The sequence below is a fragment of the Streptomonospora arabica genome (assembly GCF_039531585.1).
In the GTDB taxonomy this organism is placed as follows: domain Bacteria; phylum Actinomycetota; class Actinomycetes; order Streptosporangiales; family Streptosporangiaceae; genus Streptomonospora; species Streptomonospora halophila.
Genome location: NZ_BAAAQI010000016.1, coordinates 65,535 through 90,499 on the forward strand (window position 1 = coordinate 65,535; position 24,965 = coordinate 90,499).

At 72.8% G+C, this 24,965-nt stretch carries 24 protein-coding genes; 15 read left to right on the plus strand and 9 right to left on the minus strand.

Annotation, left to right across the window (positions count from 1 at the left end):
- Positions 1 to 30: 30 nt before the first annotated feature.
- Entirely contained in the window at positions 31 to 1,008 is a 978-nt protein-coding gene (gene murQ, locus ABD284_RS20790) for an N-acetylmuramic acid 6-phosphate etherase (RefSeq protein WP_344146211.1), read from the minus strand.
- A gap of 1,189 nt (positions 1,009 to 2,197) precedes the next feature.
- Here murQ and ABD284_RS20795 point away from each other — a divergent pair.
- Positions 2,198 to 3,829, plus strand: coding sequence for a BCCT family transporter (locus ABD284_RS20795; RefSeq protein WP_344146214.1), 1,632 nt, complete (start codon positions 2,198 to 2,200; stop codon positions 3,827 to 3,829).
- Between the two features lie 167 nt (positions 3,830 to 3,996).
- On the opposite strand, the gene ABD284_RS20800 is transcribed toward ABD284_RS20795, so the two are convergent.
- Positions 3,997 to 4,281: an Atu4866 domain-containing protein gene (locus tag ABD284_RS20800; protein WP_344146217.1), complete on the minus strand. Its 285-nt coding sequence runs from the start codon at positions 4,279 to 4,281 to the stop codon at positions 3,997 to 3,999.
- 542 nt (positions 4,282 to 4,823) lie between these two features.
- Between ABD284_RS20800 and ABD284_RS20805 the strand changes: the two genes are divergently transcribed.
- From ABD284_RS20805 to ABD284_RS20830, 6 genes are all read left to right on the plus strand, one after another.
- Entirely contained in the window at positions 4,824 to 5,153 is a 330-nt protein-coding gene (locus ABD284_RS20805) for a histone-like nucleoid-structuring protein Lsr2 (protein ID WP_344146220.1), read from the plus strand.
- 316 nt (positions 5,154 to 5,469) lie between these two features.
- A complete protein-coding gene (locus tag ABD284_RS20810; RefSeq protein ID WP_344146223.1) occupies positions 5,470 to 6,090 on the plus strand; it encodes a dihydrofolate reductase family protein in 621 nt (206 codons plus the stop codon).
- A gap of 199 nt (positions 6,091 to 6,289) precedes the next feature.
- Complete coding sequence (locus ABD284_RS20815) at positions 6,290 to 6,421, plus strand: hypothetical protein (protein WP_344146226.1); 132 nt, start codon at positions 6,290 to 6,292, stop codon at positions 6,419 to 6,421.
- A gap of 365 nt (positions 6,422 to 6,786) precedes the next feature.
- Positions 6,787 to 8,124: an MFS transporter gene (locus ABD284_RS20820; RefSeq protein ID WP_344146229.1), complete on the plus strand. Its 1,338-nt coding sequence runs from the start codon at positions 6,787 to 6,789 to the stop codon at positions 8,122 to 8,124.
- Between the two features lie 322 nt (positions 8,125 to 8,446).
- Positions 8,447 to 9,094, plus strand: a complete 648-nt coding sequence (locus ABD284_RS20825) for a DUF6518 family protein (RefSeq protein ID WP_344146232.1) — start codon at positions 8,447 to 8,449, stop codon at positions 9,092 to 9,094.
- Positions 9,095 to 9,307: 213 nt separating this feature from the next.
- Positions 9,308 to 10,510: an FUSC family protein gene (locus ABD284_RS20830; protein WP_344146235.1), complete on the plus strand. Its 1,203-nt coding sequence runs from the start codon at positions 9,308 to 9,310 to the stop codon at positions 10,508 to 10,510.
- 109 nt (positions 10,511 to 10,619) lie between these two features.
- Here the strand turns inward: ABD284_RS20830 and ABD284_RS20835 are convergent, their stop codons facing one another.
- Positions 10,620 to 11,072: a DUF2231 domain-containing protein gene (locus tag ABD284_RS20835; RefSeq protein WP_344146237.1), complete on the minus strand. Its 453-nt coding sequence runs from the start codon at positions 11,070 to 11,072 to the stop codon at positions 10,620 to 10,622.
- A gap of 791 nt (positions 11,073 to 11,863) precedes the next feature.
- Between ABD284_RS20835 and ABD284_RS20840 the strand changes: the two genes are divergently transcribed.
- Positions 11,864 to 12,937, plus strand: coding sequence for a 3-oxoacyl-ACP synthase III (locus tag ABD284_RS20840; protein WP_344146239.1), 1,074 nt, complete (start codon positions 11,864 to 11,866; stop codon positions 12,935 to 12,937).
- A 67-nt stretch (positions 12,938 to 13,004) separates the two neighbouring features.
- Here ABD284_RS20840 and ABD284_RS20845 read toward each other — a convergent pair whose 3' ends face one another.
- The 3 genes from ABD284_RS20845 to ABD284_RS20855 all read right to left on the minus strand — a co-directional run bounded on the left by ABD284_RS20845 (position 13,005) and on the right by ABD284_RS20855 (position 14,844).
- Positions 13,005 to 13,247, minus strand: coding sequence for a hypothetical protein (locus ABD284_RS20845; protein WP_344146242.1), 243 nt, complete (start codon positions 13,245 to 13,247; stop codon positions 13,005 to 13,007).
- Positions 13,248 to 13,249: 2 nt separating this feature from the next.
- Positions 13,250 to 13,585, minus strand: a complete 336-nt coding sequence (locus ABD284_RS20850; protein ID WP_344146245.1) for a carboxymuconolactone decarboxylase family protein — start codon at positions 13,583 to 13,585, stop codon at positions 13,250 to 13,252.
- A gap of 578 nt (positions 13,586 to 14,163) precedes the next feature.
- Complete coding sequence (locus ABD284_RS20855) at positions 14,164 to 14,844, minus strand: TetR/AcrR family transcriptional regulator (protein WP_344146248.1); 681 nt, start codon at positions 14,842 to 14,844, stop codon at positions 14,164 to 14,166.
- Positions 14,845 to 14,937: 93 nt separating this feature from the next.
- Between ABD284_RS20855 and ABD284_RS20860 the strand changes: the two genes are divergently transcribed.
- Entirely contained in the window at positions 14,938 to 15,654 is a 717-nt protein-coding gene (locus ABD284_RS20860) for an NAD(P)-dependent oxidoreductase (protein ID WP_344146251.1), read from the plus strand.
- Between the two features lie 203 nt (positions 15,655 to 15,857).
- On the opposite strand, the gene ABD284_RS20865 is transcribed toward ABD284_RS20860, so the two are convergent.
- Positions 15,858 to 16,472, minus strand: a complete 615-nt coding sequence (locus ABD284_RS20865; protein WP_344146254.1) for an MSMEG_1061 family FMN-dependent PPOX-type flavoprotein — start codon at positions 16,470 to 16,472, stop codon at positions 15,858 to 15,860.
- Between the two features lie 387 nt (positions 16,473 to 16,859).
- Here ABD284_RS20865 and ABD284_RS20870 point away from each other — a divergent pair, with 387 nt between their 5' ends.
- From ABD284_RS20870 to ABD284_RS20880, 3 genes are all read left to right on the plus strand, one after another.
- Complete coding sequence (locus ABD284_RS20870; RefSeq protein WP_344146257.1) at positions 16,860 to 17,564, plus strand: TetR/AcrR family transcriptional regulator; 705 nt, start codon at positions 16,860 to 16,862, stop codon at positions 17,562 to 17,564.
- Positions 17,548 to 18,480 (plus strand): ABC transporter ATP-binding protein, encoded by a 933-nt coding sequence (locus ABD284_RS20875; protein ID WP_344146260.1) that lies wholly within the window; start codon positions 17,548 to 17,550, stop codon positions 18,478 to 18,480. The genes ABD284_RS20870 and ABD284_RS20875 overlap by 17 nt, the downstream gene beginning before the upstream one ends.
- Positions 18,481 to 18,552: 72 nt before the next feature.
- The gene (locus ABD284_RS20880; protein WP_344146263.1) at positions 18,553 to 20,106 is read left to right on the plus strand and encodes an ABC transporter permease; all 1,554 of its coding nucleotides are present in this window, start codon (positions 18,553 to 18,555) and stop codon (positions 20,104 to 20,106) included.
- A gap of 60 nt (positions 20,107 to 20,166) precedes the next feature.
- Here the strand turns inward: ABD284_RS20880 and ABD284_RS20885 are convergent, their stop codons facing one another.
- A complete protein-coding gene (locus ABD284_RS20885) occupies positions 20,167 to 20,943 on the minus strand; it encodes an SGNH/GDSL hydrolase family protein (RefSeq protein WP_344146266.1) in 777 nt (258 codons plus the stop codon).
- A gap of 113 nt (positions 20,944 to 21,056) precedes the next feature.
- Between ABD284_RS20885 and ABD284_RS20890 the strand changes: the two genes are divergently transcribed.
- From ABD284_RS20890 to ABD284_RS20900, 3 genes are read left to right on the plus strand one after another with little or no spacing between them, the layout of a single operon-like run.
- Positions 21,057 to 21,731, plus strand: coding sequence for a response regulator transcription factor (locus ABD284_RS20890; protein WP_344146269.1), 675 nt, complete (start codon positions 21,057 to 21,059; stop codon positions 21,729 to 21,731).
- On the plus strand, positions 21,728 to 23,140 hold the full coding sequence (locus tag ABD284_RS20895) for an ATP-binding protein (RefSeq protein ID WP_344146272.1): 1,413 nt from the start codon (positions 21,728 to 21,730) through the stop codon (positions 23,138 to 23,140). Before ABD284_RS20890 ends, ABD284_RS20895 begins: the two co-directional genes overlap by 4 nt.
- Positions 23,137 to 23,625: a hypothetical protein gene (locus tag ABD284_RS20900; RefSeq protein ID WP_344146275.1), complete on the plus strand. Its 489-nt coding sequence runs from the start codon at positions 23,137 to 23,139 to the stop codon at positions 23,623 to 23,625. Before ABD284_RS20895 ends, ABD284_RS20900 begins: the two co-directional genes overlap by 4 nt.
- On the opposite strand, the gene ABD284_RS20905 is transcribed toward ABD284_RS20900, so the two are convergent.
- A complete protein-coding gene (locus tag ABD284_RS20905) occupies positions 23,626 to 24,876 on the minus strand; it encodes an acyltransferase family protein (RefSeq protein ID WP_344146278.1) in 1,251 nt (416 codons plus the stop codon). It abuts the gene before it with no gap.
- Positions 24,877 to 24,965: the final 89 nt, after the last annotated feature.

Consider the following 24,965-nt stretch of genomic DNA (forward strand, 5'->3'; position numbering starts at 1 on the left):
GGGCTCGGGGGTGGGGGGTGTGCGGGGGCGTCAGCCCCCGGGGGCGGCCGCTTCGACCGCCTCGCGGAGCCGACCGCCGCAGGCGCCGAGGAGGCGGGCCGCCTCCGCTGCGTCGACGCGGCCGAGGATGGTGAGGATGGCGGTCTTGACGTCGCCGCCGCTCGCGGACAGGGCCCGGTGCACCTCGTCGCCGCCCGCACCGGTGGCCATCTCCACGATCCGGTGCGCACGGGCACGCAGCTTCTCGTTGGAGCTGCGGACGTCGACCATGAGGTTGCCGTAGGTCTTGCCCATGCGGATCATGGCGACGGTGGAGAGCGTGTTCAGCACGAGCTTCTGCGCGGTTCCCGCCTTCAGGCGGGTCGAGCCGGCGAGCAGCTCGGGACCGGTGTCGATCTCGATCGGGTGGGCGGCGGCCGCGCCCAGGGGTGAGCCCGGGTTGGAGGAGACGCCGACAGTGAGGGCGCCGCGTTCGGCGGCGCAGGCGACCGCCGCGACGGTGTAGGGAGTCCGCCCGGAGGCGGAGACGCCCACCACGGTGTCCTCGGCGGCGAGGCCCAGCGCGTCCAGATCGGCGACGGCGGCCCGCTCGTCGTCCTCGGCTCCCTCGACCGCGCTGTCGATCGCCGCCGGCCCGCCGGCGATCAGCCCGATCACCTGCTCCGGATCGGTGTTGAACGTGGGCGGGCACTCCGAGGCGTCCAGCACTCCCAGTCGGCCCGCGGTTCCCGCGCCGACGTACACGAGCCGGCCGCCGGCGGCCATTCGGGCGGCGATGGCGTCCACGGCCGCGGCGATGGCTCCGGCCGCGGCTCCCACCGCGGGTGCCACGGTCGCGTCCTCGGCGTTCATGGTGCGCACGATGGCCTCGGTGGCCATCCGGTCGATACCGCTCAGATCGCTCCGGCGGGCCTCGGTCGCCAACGAGGTGAGGTCGGCCCGCAGGTCGCGGATCGGACCCTCCGATTGCACCGGACTGTCGGCCCCGCTGGTGTCAGTAGTGGCCATGAGCTGGAGCACCCTTCCGAGGCGTGCGCCCGGCCGCAGGAGTTCCCTGCGACGTAAAATTTCCACCCGTAGTGTCACATATCAAGTAGGAAAGTTACATCCCTCATCCGGCTCCGGCGAGAAGGAGGGGCCCAGCGCAACGCAACCGCACCCGCCTCCGCGGCCCGGCTGGATGCGGGGGGCCGGCGCACGGGGAGTACTTCCGGACGCGCGGGCCCCGCCGTTGCCGCGTGCCCCGCGGTAACCGGCGTCCGGGGCGCGCCCAGGTTGCCGCGGAGTGCGCTGTGGGCGCACAGACGCCGCCCCTGTCGAACTGCCAGCGTTTCGCAACCGGGTTCCGGACGGCCGGGGGAAGCTGGGCGCGCGCATCGGCCGGAATGCCGGAGCCCCGGCCGCCGATCCGCGCCGGTTCCGAGCACGGCGGCGTTCCGTCCCCTCCCCGACCGGCGCGCCCCACGCAGCAGGCGGGTGTGGAATCGGCGCCGCGTCCCTTGCGCCCGCCGCCGAGACAGCGGCGTCGCTTCCGCCCCGGTCCAGCAGGCCCTGTACCCGAACGCGGCACCGGGCACTGCCGGCGCGGTAGCGATGGCGAGGCGGCACTGCTCGACCCGGGCGGCGAGGCGGCGATCCCGTGCATTCGCGGGGGCGGTGCGTTCTTCACCGTTCCGCGATTCCCTGCAGCCGTCCGCCCGCCCTGCCGCTTCCGAACCACACCGACTCTCCCCCGGAACCGGGAAGAAGCCGACGGCGTCTACCATTGCGGGTCGACAGCCGCTGCCGGATCGGATCGTCGCATTTCGAGGATCGCGGGGCGGCTGTACGGCGTTCCCAGCGGCGACTCCACCCAGGTCACGATGTACGGCATCCGAGGACGGCAGCGGCCGAGCGCGCGAACGCGTCGGCGCAGCCGCGTTCCGCGCACCGCGGCGGACACGCTCCGAAACCTGCCGACCACCGCAGGCGAGGAACCGAGGCACAGGAGCGCTCTTCTCTCCGGCGTCCGACACGGACTTTCGCGGAACCCCGCAGAAACGAAAAACAGGAGAGGCACCATCTATCGGCACCGGAGTATCAGCGAATGAAGAATTCCCCGTCACCCGACCGACGAGATCCCGCGGGAGAACCGACCACCGACAGCGCGACGGCGCAACCGGCACCGCGGATCCGTACCGACTGGATCGTCTTCGGGGTGAACGCGGTCATCATGTTCGTCCTGGTCGGGTGGGGGGTCGTATCGAAGGATACGCTCGCCTCGTCGGCCCAGACCGCGCTCGACTGGCTCCTGCGGAACACCGGGTGGGGCCTGGTGCTGGCGACCACGGCGTTCGTCGTCTTCGTGGTCTGGCTGGCGGTGAGCCGCTACGGGCGGATCCCCCTCGGCAAGGACGGCGAGGAGCCGGAGTTCCGCACCGTCTCGTGGATCGCCATGATGTTCAGCGCCGGCATGGGGATCGGCCTGATGTTCTTCGGCGTCAGCGAGCCCCTCACCCATTTCGTCAAACCGCCGCCGGGAACGGTGGACGGCGGCAGCGAGGCGGCCATCGAGACGGCGATGGCCACCACCCTGTTCCACTGGACACTGCACCCCTGGTCGATCTACGCCGTCGTCGGCCTGGCCATCGCCTACGCCAGTTTCCGCCGCGGCCGCACGCAGCTGATCAGTTCGGTGTTCGCCCCACTGCTCGGGCGGAGCAGCGCCGCCGGGCCCGTCGGCAAGCTGATCGACATCCTGGCGCTGTTCGCCACGCTGTTCGGTTCCGCGGCCTCGCTGGGGATCGGCACCCTGCAGATCCGCTCGGGCATGCAGGAGTCCGGGTGGATCGACAGTGCGAGCAACACGGTCCTGGTGGTCATCATCGTGGTGCTGACCATCTGCTTCGTCATCTCGGCCGTCTCCGGCGTCTCCCGGGGTATCCAGTGGCTGTCCAACACCAACATGGTGCTCGCCGGCCTCCTGGCGGTCTTCGTCTTCGTGATGGGGCCGACCGTGTTCATGCTCAACCTGGTGCCCACGAGCATCGGGAGCTACATCGCCGACTTCGGCGACATGGCCTCGCGCTCCGGAGCCACCGGCGGCCGCGAAATGGACAAGTGGCTGGGCACCTGGACCGTGTTCTACTGGGCCTGGTGGATCTCCTGGACCCCGTTCGTCGGGATGTTCATCGCGCGGATCAGCCGCGGGCGCACCATCAGGCAGTTCATCACCGGGGTGCTCCTGGTGCCCAGCACGGTCAGTGTGGTGTGGTTCGCGATCTTCGGCGGCGCCTCGATCGACCTCCAGCGCGGCGGCGCCGACGTGTTCGGGGCGGGCGAGGCGGAAGCCCAGGCCTTCGCGGTGCTGGAGCACCTCCCCCTCACCGGGATCACCACGGTCATCGTGATGGTCCTGGTGGCGATCTTCTTCGTCTCCGGAGCCGACGCCGCGTCGATCGTCATGGGGACGCTCTCCCAGCGCGGAACCATCGAGCCGCGGCGGACCGTGGTCATCTTCTGGGGTGCGGCCACCGGCGCCGTGGCCGCGATCATGCTGATCGCGGGCGGCAAGGACGCACTATCGGGCATCGAGAACCTGACGTTCCTCGGGGCCCTGCCGTTCGCGCTGGTCATGGTCCTGCTCTGCGTCGCCCTCATGAAGGATCTGCGCAGCGACCCGATGATGCTGCTGGACAACAAGCGGGTGGAGGTCGTCGAAGCCGCGGTCCAGCAGGGCGTGGACGAGCACGAGGGGGAGTTCCGGTTCGACATCAGCCCGACGATCGACGACGACGGGGGCGCGTCCGAGCCCGGCGGCTCCGCCGGCCCGAAGGGCTCGTCCGGCTGAGCCGGGGCCCGCACCCCCGATGGCACGAGCCGCCCGCCCGGCCCGGCGAGTCCTCCGGAGCCGGGCGGGCGGCCGGCCAAGCGGCAGCACACCCAGCCGGCGGCACCGGGCTCGCCGCCGGTGGGGCCAAGGGCCGGGCGCCGACGGGCCGCAGGGGCGCGCGGTGCTTACTTTGTGACCTCCCGGTCTTCGCGGTAGAGGACGAGGTGCTCGTGGTAGAGCACGCCGTCGCGAATGTCCCCGGTCGCGGTGAAGCCGGTGTCGTCCACGTAGTCCAGGTGGTTTCCGCGCACGGTGTACCGGCCGGTGTAGGCGCTGCGCCGGTCGCCGCGCGCCTCGTCATAGCGCCCGTCGGCGCGCAGCTCCTGCCGGATGTAGCCGTCCGCAGTGACCCACATGCCGATGACATCGGCGCCGGGCTGGTCCGCTTCGCGCAACGTGTTGCTCCTCATCCCTGCTCAATCCCTGCTCTTCCCTGTTTGCGGTCTCGTGCTGCCGATTCTGGGGAAGCGGCGAGTGCGGCGCCAGGCCGTGCGGTGTCCGGGAGTGCCGCACCCACCCGACCGGGCCCGCCTAAGTCCGGCGGGTGCAGCACCCGCCGAATACGCGCCGCTTGTCGCCCGAGTCCGCGGCGGCCGCGAACGCGGGAAAACCCGGGGGCGCCTGCCAGGCCGCGTCATTTCCCCGACGCGCGGCGCGGCTTTCCGGCCCGCATTCCCCTCCTTCCGGGATTCGAATGCGCCAAGGCAGCGCGCCCGGCTTGACGTGAAACGCGTTCCTGCCGTAGGAATAGGAAATAGGAACCGTGAAAGAGTTGCCGACGGGCAGCATTTGCAGAGGCGCCGGCGAGGGCGGCCGCAGCCCTCGCGCTCGGGCCGGAACCACCGTCCAGCCAGGGCACCCGGGTCGCCGTCGCGCAGCGGTAAGCAGCCCGGCGCGCTCGGCGCCGGATGCCGTTCCGCGGCCCGGCAATGCCGGCATTCGAGGAGGCACAGTGGCGCAGAAGGTACAGGTACTTCTTTACGACGACGTCGAGGGAGGCGAGGCCGAGGAAACCGTGTCCTTCGGACTCGATGGAACCTCCTATGAGATCGATCTCAATTCGGAGAACGCCGACAAGTTGAGAACAGCGATCGCGCCGTTCGTCGAGTCCGCCCGCAAGATCCGCGCGCCCAAGGGCGGCGGATCCAAGCGCAAGAACCAGCCCAGCAACCGGGAGCGCACCGCCGTGATCCGGGAGTGGGCCAAGCAGCAGGGCAAGCAGGTCAACGACCGCGGGCGCATCCCGGCCTCGATCGTCGCCGAATACGACGCCGCGCACTAGTGCCCCGGCCGTGAACGCCGACCGCCGGGCTACCGCGCCGGTCGGCGTTCACGGCCGGTGATGGGACTGCCCGAGGCGGCCGCTGCGGTCGCTATTTCGGGCCCCATGCGGCCCGGTCCGCCCCTCCCCGCGTGCGAGGTCGGCTGTGCTGCGGCCCGTCGGCCGCCGCGCCTGTAGCCCGCCCGTCCTGGGAACTCGGCCCTTGCGATTGTCCGGCGGATGTCCTTCCGGCGGGGGCCGTCCATGCACCATGCTGATGCGTGAGCGGTGGTTCGCCGCGAAGGCGACGGCCGGCCGCCACGGGGAGGGCAGGGCGATGACCACACGTAGGGCGAGAGTGACCTGCGACTTGTCGGTCTCGGTCGACGGGTACTCGGCCGGGCTCAACCAGAGCGAGGAGCGCCCCTTCGGCGACGACGGCGGCGACGGCTGGGGCGGCAGGCTGCACGCCTGGTTCGCCGGAACCTCCGAAGAGAACCGGGCGGAGGTCAACCGGATGACGGCCGCCCGGGCGTTCATCATGGGCCGCAACATGTTCGGCCCCGTGCGCGGCGAGTGGGACCGGGAGTGGAACGGCTGGTGGGGCGACGATCCGCCGTTTCACGGCCCGGTCTTCGTGCTCACCCACCACCCGCGCGATCCGCAGCCGATGGACGGCGGCACCACGTTCCACTTCGTCACCGACGGAATCGAGTCCGCGCTGGCACGCGCGCGCGAAGCGGCCGGGGACGGCGACGTCGCGGTCCAGGGCGGCGCGACCACCGCCAACCAGTACCTCGCGGCAGGCCTGATCGACGAGCTGCGGCTGCACATCGTGCCGTTCACGCTCGGCGCCGGCACGCGGCTGTTCGACGGTGTTCCGCCGCTGGGGCTCGAACAGGCGGAGTCGCGTGCGGCGACCTCCGTCACGCACGTGACCTACCGCGTGCTTCCCTGAGCAGGTTCGGTCCGGCCGCGCGAGCAGGGAGAACCCATGGCGGCGACGATCCGCACATCCATGTCGCGTCGAAGGTGCTCCGCGACGACGCCGCGGTCCACCCCCACCTGTGGCGCCGCTACGCCCACGTCCTCATCGACGGAACGCGGCCCTCCAGTTCATCGACTCCGTCCGCGCGGGCCAGGCGTCGGCTTCGCGCTTGGAGTCCAGCCATGCGCCGCAGCCGCACCCGCCCGAGTGGGTGGCCGAGGTGATCCTCGACCTGATCCGGACCGGCGCCGAGCGCGCCGACCTGGTTCCCGCACGGTTCGGCGGCACCTACACCGGCTGAGGACCGCCGCCGGCGTCCGCCCTGCCCCGGCCGCCGCCCGCACGTGGACGGTCCGGCCGACCGCACCGGCCGCAGCCTGCGAGGCACCTTCGCTCTCCGGGGGCGGCGCCCGGACGGCGGCGGGGCCGAGCGGGCGCGCCGTCGCCGCAGCCCCGGCGATACGGGTCTTCCGCATTCCGAAAAGGCGGTTTACCTTCGCCGTCGACAGGCGCACTATGGAACGCGCCGCCGTGCGCTCGAACCGCGGGGCGCTCGGTTCTGCAGCCATCGATGTCGCGACCCCCGTCCCTGACACGCGACACAGGGAGTGCTCCGATGCGTGTTCCATCCCCCCTCAGCCCGCTCACCGGCCGGGACGCCGCCTGATGGCCCGGTCACTGCGCACCGAACTCGACACCGGCACGATGTCGGGATTCCAGTGGACAGCGGTCGCCGTGTGCTGGCTGCTCAACGTGCTCGACGGCTTCGACGTCCTGGTCATGGCCTTCACGGGGCGGGCGGTGCAGACCGAGTGGGGCCTGTCCGGCGCCCAGCTCGGCCTCCTGCTCAGCGCGGGACTGGTCGGCATGGCCGCCGGTTCGATGCTGCTGGCGCCGTGGGCCGACCGGATCGGCCGCCGCCCGATGATCGTGCTGTGCCTGGTTCTGGCCAGCGCGGGCATGCTGCTCTCCGGAGTCAGCCAGTCGATGCTGCACCTGGGGATACTGCGGGTGCTCACCGGCATCGGCATCGGCGGCATCCTGGCCGGCAGCAACGTCATCGCCAGCGAGTACGCCTCGAAACGCTGGCGCGGCCTCGCGGTCAGCCTCAACTCCACGGGCTATGCCATCGGCGCCACCGGCGGCGGTGTGGCCGCGGTGGTCCTCATCGACCAGTTCGGCTGGCGCTCGGTGTTCCTGTTCGGCGGTGTATGCACGGCGGCGCTGATCCCGCTGGTCCTGCTGCTCCTGCCGGAGTCGCTGGACTTCCTCACCACCCGCCGCCCCGCCCGGGCATTAGAGCGCGTCAACACCCTGGCCCGCCGGATGCGGCGCGAACCGCTTGAGGTTCTCCCGGCCCCCGAGCACGCCCCGAACAACATGGGCGCCGGGTTCCTGCGGCTGGTGGCCGCCGACCACCGCCGCACCACGCTGCTGCTGTGGCTGCTGTTCTTCCTGGCCATGGCCGGGTTCTACTTCATCACGAGCTGGACGCCCACGCTGCTGACCGAGGCCGGGCTCTCGGCCGACCAGGGCATCACCGGCGGCACCCTACTCAACGTCGGCGGCATCCTGGGCGCGGCCGCCCTGGGCCTGCTTGCGGCGCGGTTCGCGCTGCGGTCGGTGCTGATCGGCTACATGGTGCTCACCGCGGTCCTGCTGGGGGTGTTCATCGCCTCGACGTCGGTACTGGCCGCGGCGTTCCTGCTGGGCGCGTTCATCGGGCTGTTCGCCAACGGCTGCATCGCCGGCCTGTACGCGCTGGCCCCGGCCGTCTACGGACCGGGCGTGCGTACGACCGGCGTGGGCACCGCCATCGGCATCGGCCGGATCGGCGCGATCGTCTCTCCCACCGCCGCCGGAGCGCTCCTCGACCTCGGCTGGACGCCGCAGGCGCTCTACGTGGTGGTCGGCGGGATCTTCGTCGCGGCCGCGGCCCTCCTGCTCCTGGTACGCCCGGTCACGGCCCCCGAGCCGCAGGCGTCGGCGACCGAGGCGCAGTGACGTACGGCCGCCCCCGCCCCGCGGTTCGCGACAGCGGGAGGGGGCGGCCGCGCTCGACGGGGCTGCGGTGAACCGGTTTCGCGCGCATTCCGGAGGTGAAGGCCGGGCGGTCGTTCCGCAGTGAATTCCTCCATTACCGCCGGGTACAGAAGGCCGCACCGCCGCGGGTTTCCCTCCTCTCCCGAAAGCACATACGGCGGTGCCGAAAGCCGTGCTCGGCCGCTCCGGTCGACGTCCTGGCCCCGGATCCGCCGGCCTTCCCGCTGCTGTAGCGTGGCGCACTCGGTGCCGTGACCCGACGACGGATGAAGGAGCCGAGACCATGACCACCGACGCTGAGGCGGCTTCCTCCGCCGGGACCGCGCTGCCGCCGCTGGCGACGGCGGTCGGCGGGGGACTCCTCGTCGGCTGTCTGACCTCCCACGGGCAGGGCCTGCTGCCGTCCGCGCTCGCGCCGCTGGCCAACTCGGCCGGGTCGTGGAGCCTGATCGCGTTCCTGCTGGCGATGCGCGGCCCGCGCCCGTGGCTGTGCATGCTCGCGGCGTCGCTGTCGCTGGCGGCCATGGTCCTGGGCTACGACCTCGCCTCGGTGCTGCGCGGCTATACCGCCTCGCCGGTCGCGACGGCCTTCTGGCTGACGGCGGCCGTGGTGGTGGGCCCGGTGCTGGGCTGGGGCGCCGCCACCGTGCGCCGCCGGAGCGGGCTCGCTCCCGCGGCGATAGGCGCCATGAGCGGTGTGCTGGTCGGCGAGGGCGTGTACGGGCTGCTCTACATCGCCGACACCACCTCGCCCCTCTACTGGTCCGGCTCCGTCGCCGCGGGAACGGCGCTGCTCGCCTGGGCCTGTGTGCGGCGCTTCCCCGACCCGCGTTCCATCCTGCTGGGCACGGCCGCGACCGCCCTCACCGCGGCGGCGTTCGTCGGCGTCTACTCGAGCAACATCCTGGTGCTGTTCTCCCGCATCCTGTGAGCCGCCCGGACGGGCGTCGCCGGACGGCCATCGTGTGACCTGCGGGAATCGTCACCCCGAGGACGTCGGATCAGCCCTGGATTACACCACTCGCATTCCGCGGCCGAGGCGATCGGGTGGCAATCGCCTCCCCGGCACGGGCGTCGCCTTTTACCCGTTCCCGGGTAGGCGCTCGCGCATCCCCGGTTACCCGACCCCCGCGAGGTGCGTTCCATGCCCCGATCCACATCCGCCGACGACGTCCCGCGCCGTACGGCCCGGGTCCGTCTGAGCAGCAGCGCATTGCGCGCGTGGCGCCACGCCGGCCCCGAGCGGACCGCCGTCGTGACGGTCGCCAAGTCCGCGCTGGCCGCCACCGCCGCCTGGGCGGTCTCCCATACGCTGCTGCAGGCCACATCACCGGCCTTCGCCCCCTTCGCCGCCGTGGTGATGGTCCACGCCACCGTGCGGGAGTCGTTGGCGCGGTCGCTGCGGTTCGTCGGGGCCGCGGTGCTGGGCGTGTGCCTGCAAGGGCTGCTGGGGTTCGTGTTCGAGCCGCGGCTGTGGACGTTCGCGGTCGTGGCCACGGTCGCCCTCGTCATCGGCCGGTGGTCGAGGCTGGGCGCTCAAGGCCAGCTGGTGACCACCGCGGCGTTCTTCGCCTACTCGGTGTTCATCAGCGACGACGGCGCCGCCGACCGCATGGGCATGCTCGCGCAGCTGGTGGGCCTCGTGCTCGTCGGGTGCGCCATCGGCCTGGTGGTCAACATCCTCGTGCTGCCGCCGCTGCGCTACCGCCGCGCCGAGTACGGCGTCACCAACCTCGCCCGCTCCTCCGGCGACCTGGTCGGCGAGGTCGCCGGCATCATCCAGCAGCGACCGCCCGCCGAAGACGAGGCCGACGAATGGTGGCAGCGGGCGCGGCGCCTGGAGGGGATGGGGACGCGGGTGCGCGAGGCGCTGGACGAGGGGCGGCGCAGCCTGCGGTGGAATCCGCGCCGGCTGCTCATGCGCACCCGGCCGTCGCTGGACGGCTACTTCGAACTGGCCGACCGCCTGGCGGCCACCGGCGAGCGCATCCGCTCGATCGCGACCATCCTGCGCCGCATCAGCCGGGACGGCGACGACGCGGAGCCGGCGTTCCTCCGGCGCTACGGGCAGTTCCTGGCGCAGCTGCACCGCAGCCTGGACCGGTTGGCCGACATCGATCCCGACCACCTGGACCGGGCGCTCTCGGCGCTGGAACAGGAGAGCTCCCGCGCACGGGAGGTGCTGGAGGAGCTGGTGGCCTCGGACGCGGCCGGCGAGGTCGACCTGTTCGACGACCGCATCCGCGGCGGGCTTCTGTTGGAGGCGCAGCGGCTGATGGCCGAAATCCAGGGCGCGGACGAGGCGCTGGTTCCGACCGAGCAGCCCGCGCGAGCCGAGCACGGCTGAACCTGTGCCCGGGCCGCTGTGCGGCCGTTCGCCGACCGCCACCTCGCGGACGGGAGGTCGGGCAGGTGCAGGCCGCCCCGGTCCGGACGGCGGCCGCGCCGCGCCCCTGCTACGAGGGGTTGACGCCGAACATGTGCCTGTAGGACAGCTCGCCGCCCAACCATCCCGAATAGCCGAGAATCGCCGTGCTGAGCGCCGAAAGTATCAGCCCCGGCGGCAGGACCGCGCCTTCCGGATCGGGAATCCTCAGCAGGAAGGAGACCAGCAGCAGAACCAGCACGACGCCGTTGGCGGCTCCGTGCCGCAGCGCCTTCGCGTGCTTGCGGATCTTCCGGCTCCCGATGAAGTCCACGAAACCGGGTACGGCCGCCACCAGACCGCTGAAGAACCCGCCGCCGACCAGCCACAGGCCGGCCAGGGCCCAGGCCCGCGACCCTTCGGCCAGATACCCGATGTCCGCGGCCAACGCGGCGATGACCAGCCCGATCGGCAGCGCGATCAGCATCGGATGGATGGGGTGCCCCTTGATCGCCGCACGGCTGGGTGTCGGCTCATGACTCATTGACTACTCCTCCCGCGCTCGCCGGCCGCTACCCGCGGATCCGAGGACACTAACGGTCACGGGCCGAACGCAGCGCGAGACGCGCCGACAGCCCCGCAGGCAGGACGAGCGCGTCTCCGCCATGCGCCACGACCCCGGCCCGAAGCGGTGGTGCAACGCCCCGACGACGAGGGCGGAAAGGGCTAGGACCGCGCCGCCCCGGGCGGCCCGGGCGGCCGTACCGCGCGAGGCGCGACCCGGTGTCGGCGCGGGGCTTCCGCGCCCGGCCGCACACCCCGCCGCCGGACTTTCCTGCGCACTCGCAGCGCCCGCGCGCCCCGGCCGCACACCCCGCCGCGCCGTTCCCCGTCCCCCGCGGCGGCGGGCGCCGCTGGACGCACGAACCCGGAGACGACGATCGTTCGGGGCCGTTTTCGCTGTTCACGCTCACACAGGGTCGGCGAACCGCCATACTGCCGCTGCTGGCCCTTGCGGGGCCGGTGATGCCGACCGGGGCGGTCGCCGCCGCGGCCGCCGCGGGCGGTTCGCGACGATTCCGCTGTACACCGGCTTCGGGCACAGGAGGGGAGCCTGAGCCGGTGCTGCCGCACCAGGCGGATGCGCAACGTCGCGATGCGGATGCGCAGAGTCGCGTCCCGGCCGGCGCATCCGCGCGGTTCGGCGGGGCAGCCCCCGGCGACCGGGCCGTTGCGCCGCGCCCTGTTGAGCCGGTGCGGAACGCCGCCCCGTTCGGACCCGACCGCGGCCACAGCCGCCCAGACGCCATATCGAACTCCTCGGAGGGGAACCACATGACGCAGACACCGGCGACGGAACCCGCCCACGGCCGCGACAGCGGCTCGGCCGCCGGCAACCACACCCAGCGCTACGAGAACACCGCGGTGGTGACCACCTGCGGTCTCGAGGCCCCGCACGTGGTCTCCTCCGCCGAGTTCGACGAGCGGCTGGCCGCGACCTACGCACGGCTGCGGCTTCGCCCGGGACTGCTGGAGAGCGTCGCAGGCGTCCGCGAACGCCGGTGGTGGCCCCGCGACGTCAGCTTCACCGACGCCGCCACCATGGCCGGGGCCAAGGCACTCGCCGAGGCCGGAATCAGCGCCGATGAGGTCGGGCTGCTGATCGACACCTCGGTCAGCCGCGCCCACCTCGAACCGGCGTCGGCCGTCGCGGTGCACCACGCGCTCGGCCTGCCGACCAGCTGCCTCAACTTCGACCTGGGCAACGCCTGCCTCGGCTTCCTCAACGCCGTCGAGCTGGCGGCCACGATGATCGACGCCGGCCGCATCGGGCACGCGCTGATCGTCGACGGCGAATGCGCGCGGCCCATGCAGACCAGGACGCTGGAACGCCTGGCACGCGAGGACGCCACCCGCGAGGACGTCCTCACCCAGTTCGCCACCCTCACCCTGGGCTCCGGCGCCGCCGCCATGGTCCTGGGGCGGCGCGACCAGCACCCCGCGGGGCACCCGTTGCTGGCCGCCTCCACCCGCGCCCACACCGAGCACCACCGGCTGTGCGTGGGCGACCTCGACGGCATGAGCACCGACGCGAAGGGACTGCTCGACGCGGGAGCCTCCATCGCCGCCGCCGCCTGGGCCGCCGTGCCCGCGTCGTTCGGCTGGTCGGACATGGACTGCTACATCTCCCACCAGGTCTCCACCGCCCACACCCGGGAGATGTGCGCCGCGATGGGGATCGATCCCGGACGTGTGCCGCTGACCTTCCCGACCTACGGGAACATGGGCCCCGCGACCATCCCGTTCACCCTGGCCGCCCACGCCGGCGGCCTCGAACGCGGCGATCGGGTCCTGCTGATGGGTGCGGGTTCCGGCCTCAACGCCTGCTCCGTCGAACTGGCCTGGTAACCCGACTGGACGCGGGCTCGAAAAGCGCGTCCGCGGGCGGTGGTGCCGTGGCCGGCCGTGCGGCCTGTCACGGCACCTGTCCGGGCGGCGGACCGTGCTTCGTGCCGGGCCCCTTCGGGGCGTGCGGAGGCAGGCGCCGAACCTGCTCGTCGTAGTCGTCGAGCACGCGCGCGAGCTGCAGGCGCGCCTCCTCGGGCATACCGGTCGGCGCGCTGTGCACCACGTACCGCGCGGCGGCCATCAGGGTCGCGAGCTCGTGCGCGTGCAGGGTCGCCCGGAGCACGGTCAGCCGCTCTCGTTCCAGTCGCACGGTCAGCCCGGGGAGCCGAGGTACTCGCCGATCTGGGCGAGCTCGCTGCTGAAGGTCTCGTGGTCCTCCTGCATGCCGTTCAGGTAGGCGCTCCAGCCCAGGCTGTTCTTGGCGTAGTGGACGGCCTCCTGGATCTCCTCGTCCGACGCGCCGAACAGTTTCGCCGCCTCGGTGTGGAAGAGGGTGCAGTACTGGCACTTGGTCTCGGCATGCAGTGCGACGCCCATGAGTTCCTTGTACTTGTTCGGGATAAGCGTCTCACCCAGTTCGAGCCGCTTGAAGATCTCCCATTCCGGCGCCATCAGTTCGTCGGGAATTTGGGAAAAGAAGTGCGGCACGATACCCAGCGTGTTCTTGATGTCGGCCTCGACCTCGCCACGGTTCGCGGTGGTCATTTTTCGCCCCCTTACCGAAAACCGCCCGCGCTTTACGGACGTATCACCTTCGGGACCCGAGCAGCCGACCGCCAACCGGAAACCGAACCGGCCGATCACCCAACTCGCAGTCCTCTAGCCCCAGTCTGCGCGCCCTCCGAGGGCGAACCAACCCCCTTTCCCAATCATTCGCGGTTTTTACCCCCGCGTGGCGTCGCGTCGCGTTATCCCGAGAACCGGGCCGCACTTGAACGCCGCAGCGGACTCCGAATTCCCCGCGCCGTCGCGTCGTTTTCGCAGAGAATGCGCAGCGCACTCTCCGGAGGTGGGCGCGACGGGCGGCGCACGCGGCGATGTCGGCGCCGCACGGCCCGGCTCCGATCGCACCGGAACGGTTTATTGCGCAGCCGGCCGCGCCGCGGAAAAGCCCCCGGTGAGCGGCGGTTGTTCGCTTTGCCGCCGCTTTGCCGCGCGGCGGCGCCGTTCGCGGTGGAGGGAGCCCGCAAGCACGGGGACCGGCGCGGACGCGGAGACCGCGGAGACTAAGCGCCCGCACCTTCGTCGGGGTGCAGGGAGTCGAGGATGCGGGCGAGTCCGAACGTGAACTCGTCGGCGTAGTCGTATCCGGGGCCGAGGGCGTACTCGGCGAGCTCGGTGAGGTGGGGGTAGGTGTCGGCGGGCATCCCCTGCAGGATGGCGCCCGCGACCTCCTCCAGCTCAGCCGAGCCGCTGAACGGCAGGCTCAGCTCCTGGATCACGAAGCCGTACAGGTAGCTGTCGATCAGGGAGAAGGCGTGCGCGGCCATCCGGACGGAGAACCCGCCGGCGCGCAAGGCGCCGATGACGGCGTCGTGGTGGCGCAGGGTCGCGGGACCGGGCCGGGAGCGGGAGTCCATCAGGCCGACGGCCCAGGGATGGCTCCGGAGCACGGCGCGGACGGAGGTTGCGCGGTGGCGCATGGCGCTCTTCCAGTCCGTACCGCCCGGCGGCAGGTCGATCTCGCCGAAGACCGCGTCCACCATGCCGTCGAGGACGTCCTCCCGGCCTGCGACGTGATGGTAGAGCGACATCGCCTCGACGCCCAGCGGTTCGGCGATGGCCCGCATGGTGAGCGCGGCCGAGCCCTTCTCGTCCGCCACCGCCACCGCCGTGCGGATCACGCGCTCGCGACTGAGCGGGGTGCGCGCCGACATCCTGCGGCGGCCTTCGCCTCCCTCGCGCATCCGTTCCTCCCTTCGCGCCTCTTGTTCGACTTACAGGATAAGGCTAACGTGTCTTATAGCGTAAGGTACACACACCGGCGAAAGGACTGCGCCATGGGCACGGATCGGGTGAAGAGGGTTTGCATCGTCGGGGCTTCCGGGAAGCTCGGGAGGTACATGGTCCAGCACGCGCTGGAACGCGGCTACGAGGTGGTCGGCGTCTGCCGCGAGCGCAGCGTGCCGAAGCTGGCGGAGTTCGAGGGCCGGATGACCGTCGTCGCGGGGCCCACGAACGATCCGGACGTGATCCGGCGCGCGGTCGCCGGGTGCGACGGTGTACTGACCGTTCTGGTGCCTTGGGGCGTGCAGCAGTACGCGTCGGGCACGGCGCAGGCGGTGCTCGACCACGCGCGGCCGGACGCGCGCCTGGTCTTCTCCTGCGGCTGGCACATCACGCGCGACGGCGGGGACACGTACTCGCGGGCGTTCAAGGCGGCCCTGCGGATCGCCTCCCTGCTGGGCAGACTCCTCCGCTACGTCGAGATCGACGACCAGGTGGAGGCGTGCCGCCGGGTGTTCGCCAGCGACACCCGGTGGACCGTGGTGCGCGGCAGCACCCTGGAGGAGGGCGAGAGCCAGGGGCTGCCCGCGTGGAGCCGGCATGTCGGCGACCCGGTCCTGGCCAGCGACCGGACGCGCCGGGTGGACTTCGCGCTGTTCATGGTGGAGGCGCTCACCGACGACGCGCTCGTCCAGGAGGCGCCGGCGATCGTCGGCCGCCTCACGCCCAGCGCACTCGCCCACGCGGACGCCTCCCGCGACCGCGCCTAGCGCTCCGCGCCCGGGAGCCGCTGCGGCGGCGGGTGCCGCCGCGACACCGTGGAGCACCTGCGCTCCCGGCGCGGGCCCCGCGGTCAGGCGGTGTCGGGCTCGTTCTGCAGGTCGAGCCGCTCGCGGAGGCCGTCCCAGTCCTTCCCGCGGGCCGGTCCGGCGGCGGGGCGGTCGTCCCTTCCCCCGGAAGGCCGGGGAGCGGATCAGTACGGGTCGCGGGCGGCGCGGTCGAGGACGGCGTCGAACACCGCGGCGGGGAGTTTCGAACCGGCCTGGCTGCGGGCGATCCTTCCCGCGCTGGGCACCTCCGCGCGCTCGGGCCAGGTGTCTGCGTCCCACAGCGACGAGCGGGCGAAAGCCCGGCTGCAGTGCAGGAACAGTTCCTCGACCGTCACCTCGACCGCCAGTCCGGGCGTGACGCCCCGCATGGCCATCCGCTCCAGGTAAGGGGCTTCGGCGACGATTCGGGCGCCGCCGTTGACCCGCACGGTGTCCCCCGAGCCCGGCACGAGGAACAGCATGCCCACGTGCGGGCACTGGAGGATGTTCTCCAGGCTGTCAAGGCGGCGGTTGCCCTTGCGGTCGGCGAACGCCAGCGTGCGGTCGTCGAGCACCAGGACGCTTCCGGGCAGGTCGCCGCGGGGCGAGACGTCGCACGATCCGTCCTCGGCCGCGGTCGCCAGCAGGAAGAACGGGCTCAGTTCGATGAAGCGGCGCGACTCGGCGTCGATGTGGTCGATGCCCTTCTCCGCGATCGCCCGCACAGGTGGTTTCACATGTTCGCGCAGTTCCGCGGCCGTGCCGATCACCCTCGTCATACTCCCCCTACCGGTCAGCCGACGCTGGAGCGGCCGTGCCGCCTGGAGCCGATGAAGACGACGCCCCGTGTCGCGAGGCGCCGAAGGTGCCGCCCGGGGCTGTGAACCCGGCGAAAACCGCTGCGCCCGGGGTGCGCCGCCGCCTCGGTCGCCTCGTCCGCCCGGGTCGACTGCATGCGGTCAGCCTGGCACCGACGTGAACACCGTTCAACCCTCAGCGGGTCGCCGTCCGCGGGGTGAGGAGAAGTCCGGGCGCCGGGGCGGCCCCCGAGGTGACGCAGCCGGGCAGGGCCCGGCGGCCGCCGGCGCGGCGGATGCGGTCAGCGAACGTCGGCGCCGGCAATACGTCATGGACAAGAAGCAATAAACTCATATAGTCTCAAATACGTGGTTACAGCAAACAGGCCAGGCGACCGGCCGCCCGAGGATCTGACCGCGCGGGCACGCATCAGAGACGCCGCACTCGCGCAGTTCGCCGAACACGGGTTCGCCGGCGCGACCCTCAAGGGCGTGGCCGAGGCCGCGGGGGTCTCGATCGGGCTCGTCCAGCACCACTTCGGCGCGAAGGACGCCCTGCGGCAGGCGTGCGACACCTACGCCGCCGAGACCCTGGGCAGCCTCGACGGCCTGGGCGTCACCGGCGGCGAGATCACCGACCCCGACTTCCTCTCCCGGATGTTCCAGCACAGCCCGCTGATCCTGCGCTACGTCGCCCGCGCCATGGTCGACGGCTCCCCTTCGGCCGCGTCGTTCTTCGACAGCGGCGCCTCGGCCGCCGAGGCGTTCTTGAGCCGGACCTGGCCCGAGCGCTTCCCGCCCGGCTCCGACCGGGTGCGCGACGCCGCGGCGGTCATGGCCGCGATGCACCAGGCGACGGTCGTGCTGCACCGGCACCTCTCCCGACGCATGGGCGCCGACGTGCTGGCCGCCGAGAACACGGCACGAATCGGCCTGGCGATGTTCGACGTCTACGCCTCCATGGCCGAGTTCGCGGCCTCCGACACCGGAACGGCCATCCGCGACGCGGCGCACACCTACCAGCGCGGCACCTCCACGTCACAGAACGGACCCGACGATGACCGAGACCGTTGACATCACCGGGCTGGTGAAGACCTTCGGCACCACACGCGCCCTGGACGGCCTGGACATGGCCGTCCGACCGGGCGAGGTGCACGGCTTCCTCGGCCCGAACGGGGCGGGCAAGTCCACCACACTGCGGATCCTGCTCGGCCTGAGCCGCCCGGACTCGGGCACGGTGCGGCTGCTCGGCGGGGACCCCTGGGAGAAGGCCGTCGAGCTGCACCGGCGCCTGGCCTACGTCCCCGGCGACGTCGCCCTGTGGCCCGGTCTCACCGGCGGCGAGGTCATCGACCTGCTGGGGCGGCTGCGCGGCGGTGCCGACCGGCGGCGCCGCGACGACCTCGTGCAGCGCTTCGCACTCGACCCGAGCAGGAGGTGCCGCACCTACTCCACCGGCAACCGGCAGAAGGTGGCGCTCATCGCGGCCCTGGCCGGAGACGCCGAGCTTCTGCTGCTCGACGAGCCGACCTCGGGACTGGACCCGCTGATGGAGGCGGTCTTTCGCGAGTGCATCGCCGAGGAGCGCGCCCGGGGCCGCACCGTCCTGCTCTCCAGCCACATCCTCTCCGAGGTCGAGGCGGTGTGCGACCGGGTGACGATCGTCCGCGCCGGCCGGACGGTCGAGGCGGGCGCCCTGTCCGAGCTGCGCCACCTCACCCGCTCCTCGGTCTCGGCCGAGCTGGCCGCCGAACCGAGCGGGCTGAGCGGACTGGCCGGGGTGGACGGCCTGCGGACCGAGGGCCGCCACGTGCGCCTCCAGGTCGACACCGACCGGGTCGGCGACGTCCTGGTCCACCTCCACTCACTGGGACTGGTCGACGTCACGGTACAACCGCCCACGCTGGAGGAGCTGTTCCTGCGCCACTACCAGGCCGAACCGGGCGCACCCGCCGACCGGGGCCGCGGACTGGGAACGGCGGCCCGATGAGCGCGGCCGCACTCGCGCCGGGTGCGCCGGCGGGCGCCGGCGGGCGCCGGCGGCACGTTCACCGGAGCCGGCATGCTGGCCCGGCTGCTGCTGCGGCGCGACCGCGTCATGCTCGCCGTGTGGCTGCTGCTGAGCTGGGGCGTGGCCGCCGGGCGGACGGGCGGCACCTACGCGTCGCTGTATCCGACCGCCGCGGCCCGCCAGGCGCGCTATGACCAGGTCATGACCGACGTCCCGATGTACAAGCTGTTCCAGGGGCCGGCCTACGGCACCGACATCAACGCGCTGCTGGTGCAGGAGACGTTCGGCGCCGCGACCATTCTCGCGGCGCTCGGCGCGGTGGTTTTCACGGTGCGGCACACCCGCACCGACGAGCAGGCCGGCCGGCGCGAGCTGGTGGGCTCGACAGCGGTGGGACGCCACGCCCCGCTGGCCGCGGCGCTGCTCGTCGTGTTCGCTGCGGGCGCGCTTCTGGCGGTGCTCACCAGCGCGGCGATGCTGGCCTCCCGCATGCCCGCCACCGGATCGCTGATCTTCGGCCTCGTGGTCGGGAGCGCGGTGTGGATCTCGGCTGCCATGGCGGTGGTCGCGGCGCAGCTGACGTCCGGGCCGCGCGCGGCGATCGTCGGCGCCTTCGCCGCCTTCATGGGGCTGCACTTCGTCCGCGGGGTCTCCGATCTCGCCGGACCCGGCCTGACCTGGCTGGGGTGGCTGACGCCGAACGGCTGGCTGCAGCGCACCCAGCCGTTCGCGGCGGACCGCTGGTGGCCGTTCCTGCTGGTCGCGGCCCTGGTCGTGGTCCTCGTGCGCGTGGCGCTCCTCCTGTCCGAGCGCCGCGACCTCGGTTCCGGGGTGCTGGCCTCACGCCCCGGCCCCACCACCGCACCGCGCGGGCTGAGCGGCACGTTCGGGCTGGCCTGGCGGCAGCACCGGGCGATGGCGCTGGCGTGGGTCGCGGGCACGGCCGCCATCTGCGTGCCCACGGCCCTGGTGGGGTCGGCCGCCATGGACCAGTACGCCACCAGCGACCGGATGGCCGAGTGGGCGGCGGCGACGGGGTCGGCCGACCCGGCCGACGTCCTGTTCGTCTACATCGCCTTCACCACCGTCTTCCCGATCACGCTGTACTCGCTCCAGACCGTGCTGCGGATCCGGGCGGAGGAGGACGACGGGCACGCCGCACTGCTGCTGTCCACTCCGGTCAGCCGGCTGCGCTGGGCCGCCGGGCACCTCGCGGCGGCGCTGGCCGTGCCCGCGGTGCTGCTGGTGGTGGTGGGCCTGGGGTTCGCCCTGGGCGCCGACGACGCGTCCGCCATGCTCGCGATCACCGTGCGCCTCATCCCGGCCGTGTGGGTGATGGTGGGCATCGCCATGGCCGCCTGCGGCCTGGCGGGCCGCGCCGCGCCCGTGGTGGCCTACGGCGCGCTGGTTGTCGCGCTCACTGTGGAGTTCGGCCAGCATCTGGGCTGGCCGAGCTGGCTGTTCCTGGCGTTCTCACCGTTCTCGCACGTGCTGCCGTTCCTGGGCGTGCCCGGCGCCGCCACGCTGATCGTCCTCACGGCCCTCGCGGCCGGGCTGTGCGCGGCGGGCCTGGCCGGCCTGCGCCGCCGCGACCTGATCGGCTGAGGAGACCGGGCCTCCCGGATCGCCGCCGCGCCCGGGAGGCCCGCCTGGGACCGGCCCCGGTCAGCAGTTGGTGAAGTGCTCGTCCGCGGACCAGCCGGTGTTGGCCCACTCCTGGGCGTCGGCGGGGGTGAAGCCGGAGTACCGCTTCGCCAGTTCGCCGAGCAGCCACTCGGTGAAGCGGGCGGCCCCCTGCGGGCAGGTGTGGATGCCGTCGGCGCTGCGGTAGGCCTTGCCGTCTGTGACCTGCTGGTAGGTGTCGCCCCAGACGGCGCCGGCGTCGAGCAGGACGGCCTTCTCCGACGAGTCGGCGACCGTCCGGGCCGCCTCGGGGGCCCGTTCCAACTCGCCCATGTGCGGCCGGTAGAAGTCGTCGGGCTTGATCGGCGGCGAGGTGACGAAGACCAGCCTCGCGCCGGCGTCGGTCACCGTGCTCAGCAGCCTGTCGTAGGCGTCCCGCTGCTCCGTGCGGCTCCCCCAGTCGTAGGTCGTGATCTGGTAGACGACCACGTCGGGCTCTGCGGAGGTGATCTGCCCGGGCAGCTTCTCCCAGTTCTTGTCGGAGAACGGTCCGACGACGTTTCCGCCGCCGTCGGAGGCGATGGACTCGAATCCGACGTCGCTCGCCTCGAACGCGGCCGCCAACGGCAGCGCCTCGCCCGCGGCGACGGAGTCGCCGAGGAAGAGCACCGTGGACAGCTCCGGTCCGGAGGGAGAGTCGGCCGCACCGGTCGGTCCGGAGGTGTCCGACGCCGTGGAGTGGCCGGAGCACCCCGCGGCCACCAGGACGAGACCGATCAGACTGATCAGCCGGAGAGCGGGAATCGGTTTCCTGTTCATGGCTCCGACACTGCCGCCGCCCCGTCCCTGCGCCTCCCCCGCCGTGTCGCGGTCGTGTCGCAAGAGTGCGCCGCGGCCGCGGCGCGGGCCGCCCGGTGTCCATACTGGGTGCGATGACGTCGATTCTGCTCGTCGAGGACGATCCCCTGGTCCGGCGCGGCCTCCAGCTCGCGCTCGGCCGGCACGGCCACGAGGTCCGCACGGCGGCGACGGGGGAGGACGGCCTGCGCGAGCTGCGCTCGGCGGCGCCGGATCTGGTGGTGCTCGACCTGATGCTGCCGGGCATGCACGGCTTCGAGGTGTGCCACCGCATCCGGACGGCGGGCGAGATACCGGTGATCATCCTGACCGCACGCGGCGACGACGTCGACGTGGTCGGCGGCCTGGAGGCGGGCGCCGACGACTACGTCGTCAAGCCGGCCCGGCCCTCGGTGCTCGACGCGCGGATCCGCGCGGTGCTGCGCCGCAGCACAGGGGTCTCCGAGGGCGTGCGGGTCCACCGCGACCTGCGCATCGACACCCGGGGGCTGACGGTGTCGCTGCGCGGCGAAGCCGTGGCGCTGACGCCGACCGAGCTGCGGCTGCTGCTGACCCTGTCCCGGGCGCCCGGGCGGGTGTTCAGCCGCCGGCAGCTGCTGGAGGAGGTGTGGGAGCACGACTACCTCGGCGACTCCCGCCTGGTCGACAACTGCGTGCAGCGGCTGAGGGCGAAGGTCGAGGACGATCCGGCGGCCCCGGCGTACGTGCAGACCGTGCGCGGTTTCGGTTACCGGTTCGGCCCCCTGTGACCGGGCGGTCGTGGCTGCGCGGGCTGCGCGCCCGACTGCTGGTCGCCTTCGTTCTGGTGACCGTGCTCGGTGCGGGCGCGGCGGCCTGGTCGAGCGCCGGATCGGCGAGCCGGGCGCTGGTCGCCACGACCGAGCAGCGGATCACCGAGACCGCGGCTGACCGGGTCGGCGCGGTCGCGCCCGAACTGGTCTATCCGCCCGACCAGGGCGCACTCGACCGGCTGCGCGCGGCCGTCGGCGGGAACACGCTGGTGACCTATCGCGGCATGCGCTCCGCCGGCGGTTCCAGGACCGGTCTGGTCACCGGTTCCCTGCGCAGCGCCGTGCGGGACCGGAACCGCCCGGTCACCCAGCGGATCACCGCCCACGGCCGGCCCTGGCTGCTGGTCGGGATGCCCGTCATGATCACCGCGCCGGACGGAGAGCGCACCCCCTCCGGTATCGAGGTGTACTCGGTGCGCGACCTCTCCGGCGTCGAGCGGCGGATCGACGGCCTCGCCGGGTCCGCGGTCGCCACGGCCGCGCTGGCGCTGCCGCCGGCGGTGCTGCTGGCGCTACTGGCCGCGCGCAGCGTGCTGCGACCGGTACGCGAGCTGCGCGACACCGCCCGCCGGCTGGCCGCCGGCGACCTCGACGCGCGGTCGCCGGCCCCGGGCGCCGACGAGCTGGGCGAGCTGACGGCGACCGTCAACGAGATGGCCGAGTCGGTGCAGTCGTCGATGGACGCGATGCGGCGCATGCAGGCCGACGCCCGGCGCTTCGCCGCCGACGTCTCCCACGAGCTGCGCACCCCGCTGAGCACGCTGACGGCGGTGATGGAGGTGCTGGCAACGGCCGCCGACCGGATGGAGCCCGACGACCGGGAGTCCGCGCAGATGGCGATCACCGAGACCCGCCGACTGGTCACGCTCGTCGAGGACCTGATGGAGGTGTCGCGCTTCGACGCCGGCACCGCCCGGCTGCGGGCGGAGGAGGTCGATGCGGCCGGCGCCGTGCGGGACTGCCTGCGCGCGCGGGGGTGGCTGGACCGCGTCGAGCTGGAGGCGCCGGAGGGGGCCGTGCTGCGGCTGGACCGGCGCCGGTTGGACGTCATGGTGGCCAACCTGGTCGGCAACGCGCTGCGGCACGGCGAACCGCCGGTGCGGGTGCGCGTGCGGGCGTCTCGCCGGCAGGTGCGGATCGAGGTCGCCGACAGCGGTCCCGGCCTGCCCGGCGACGTGCTGCCGCACGTGTTCGACCGCTTCTACAAGGCCGACCCGGCGCGCACCCGCACCCCCGGCAGCGGGCTCGGGCTGGCGATCGCGCTGGAGAACGCCCGCCTGCACGGTGGCGACCTCACCGCGGACACCGCCGAGGGCGGCGGTGCGCGGTTCGTGCTGCGGCTCCCCCGAGACCTGGAGGACCTGTGACAGGAGCGGTCAAACGGATCTGGCCGGTATTGGCGGTCGTGGTGCTGGCGGGCTGCGGGATCCAGCCCTCCGCCGTCACCGGCGCGGGCGAGGCGCCGACCGGCGTGGCGGCGGGTCCGACGCTGTACTTCGTCGGACCCGACGGCGGGCTCCGGCCGGACCAGCGGCGGACCGGCGGCCTGGGCACGGTCCCCGAGGCGATGTCGCTGCTGTTGACGGGTCCCGGCGCGGCTTCCGGCCTGCGGACGGAGATCGCCCCGGTATCGATGACCCGGGTGGGCGTTGCCTACGGGCGGGGCGTGATCCGGCTGCACGTGCCGCTGACGGCCGACGACGTGACCGCGCTGGGGACCGACCAGCTGGTGTGCACGGCGCTGGGGGTCCATGTGCAGAGCGGCGGCTCCCAGAGCACGAAGGTGCAGGTCCGCTTCACCCAGCCCGCCCCGGATTCGGACCGGCGGCGTTCCTGCCCGCTGATGGAGTGATCAGTCCAGCGCGGTGACGTCGACCGCGGGGGGAGCGGGAGCGGGCAGGGCCGCCCACAGCACGGCCAGGCCGATCATGGCGGCGGCGAAGGCGACCAGTCCGCTCCGCCCTCGGGCCCACGCGGCGCGGAACCTGATCGGGTCTTCGATCAGGTACTTCGACAGCGCGGCCAGACCGGTCGCGACGCCGCACACCAGCGCCGTAAGCGGCCATCCGCCGAGTCCCGTGCGCTCCGGCGAGAGCAGCACGATGACGGGCCAGTGCCACAGGTACAGGCTGTAGGAGACCAGTCCGAACCACCGCAGCGGACGCCAGGCGAGGGCCCTGGCCACCGGCGTCCGCGGCGACTGCGCGCACAGCCCGATCAGCAGGGCGGAGGCCGCGGAGTGCGCGAAGAGCCCGCCGGTGAACAGCCACAGCGAATCCGCACCGGAGGCGAGCAGCCACGTGGCGGTGATCCCGGCCGCCGCCACCGCCGCGGCGGCACCCGCCCACCGGCCGACCGCACGCGCGAGCACGGCACGCGCCGGCCGGGTGGCGACCGCGGCGCCCAGCAGCAGCGAGAACGCCCGGGTGTCGGTACCGGTGTAGACGCGGCTCGGGTCCGCCGGACTGACGACTGCGACCATCAGGACCAGCGACGCGGCGGAGGCCAGCACCGCCACGGCCGCGACCCGGCGGTCCGCCCGCCGCCCGGACCGGGCGGCGACCAGCAGGACCGCCGGCCAGACCAGGTAGAACTGCTCCTCGACGGCGATGCTCCACAGGTGCTCGAACACCCGCTCCGCCCCGAACCGGTCCCAGTAGCCCGCCGACTCCGCGATCAGGTGCCAGTTGACCAGGTTGAGCTGAACCCACGGGCCGTCGGCGAGCGTCGTCCGCACCATGTCGGGCGGTCCCGCCGCCCAGACCAGGACGGTGACGGCGGCGAGCATGGTCACCAGCGCGGGCATCAGCCGGCGGATCCGCCTGCCCCAGAAGGCCGCCAGGGACACGGTGCCGGTCGCTGCGACCTCCCGCAGCAGCAGGTCGGTGATGAGGTAGCCGGACAGGGCGAAGAACAGGTCCACCCCGAGGAAGCCGCCGGACAGGTGCCCGGTGTGGAACAGCAGCACTCCGAGGATCGCCGCACCGCGCAGCCCGTCCAACGCGTGCAGGTGGGCCTTTCCCCCGGTGCCCGGTTCGGCGGTCGGTCCGATGGAGGGCCCCGGGGCGGGCCCGGCGGCCGCGGCAGGTGGAACTGGTGTCATGGCGCCGAGTGTGCTGTGCCGGTGTCGGCGGGCCGTCCGCGCCGCGTCGCAGTCGTGTCGCAGGCGCCCTCAGCCGCGACGCGCCGGGG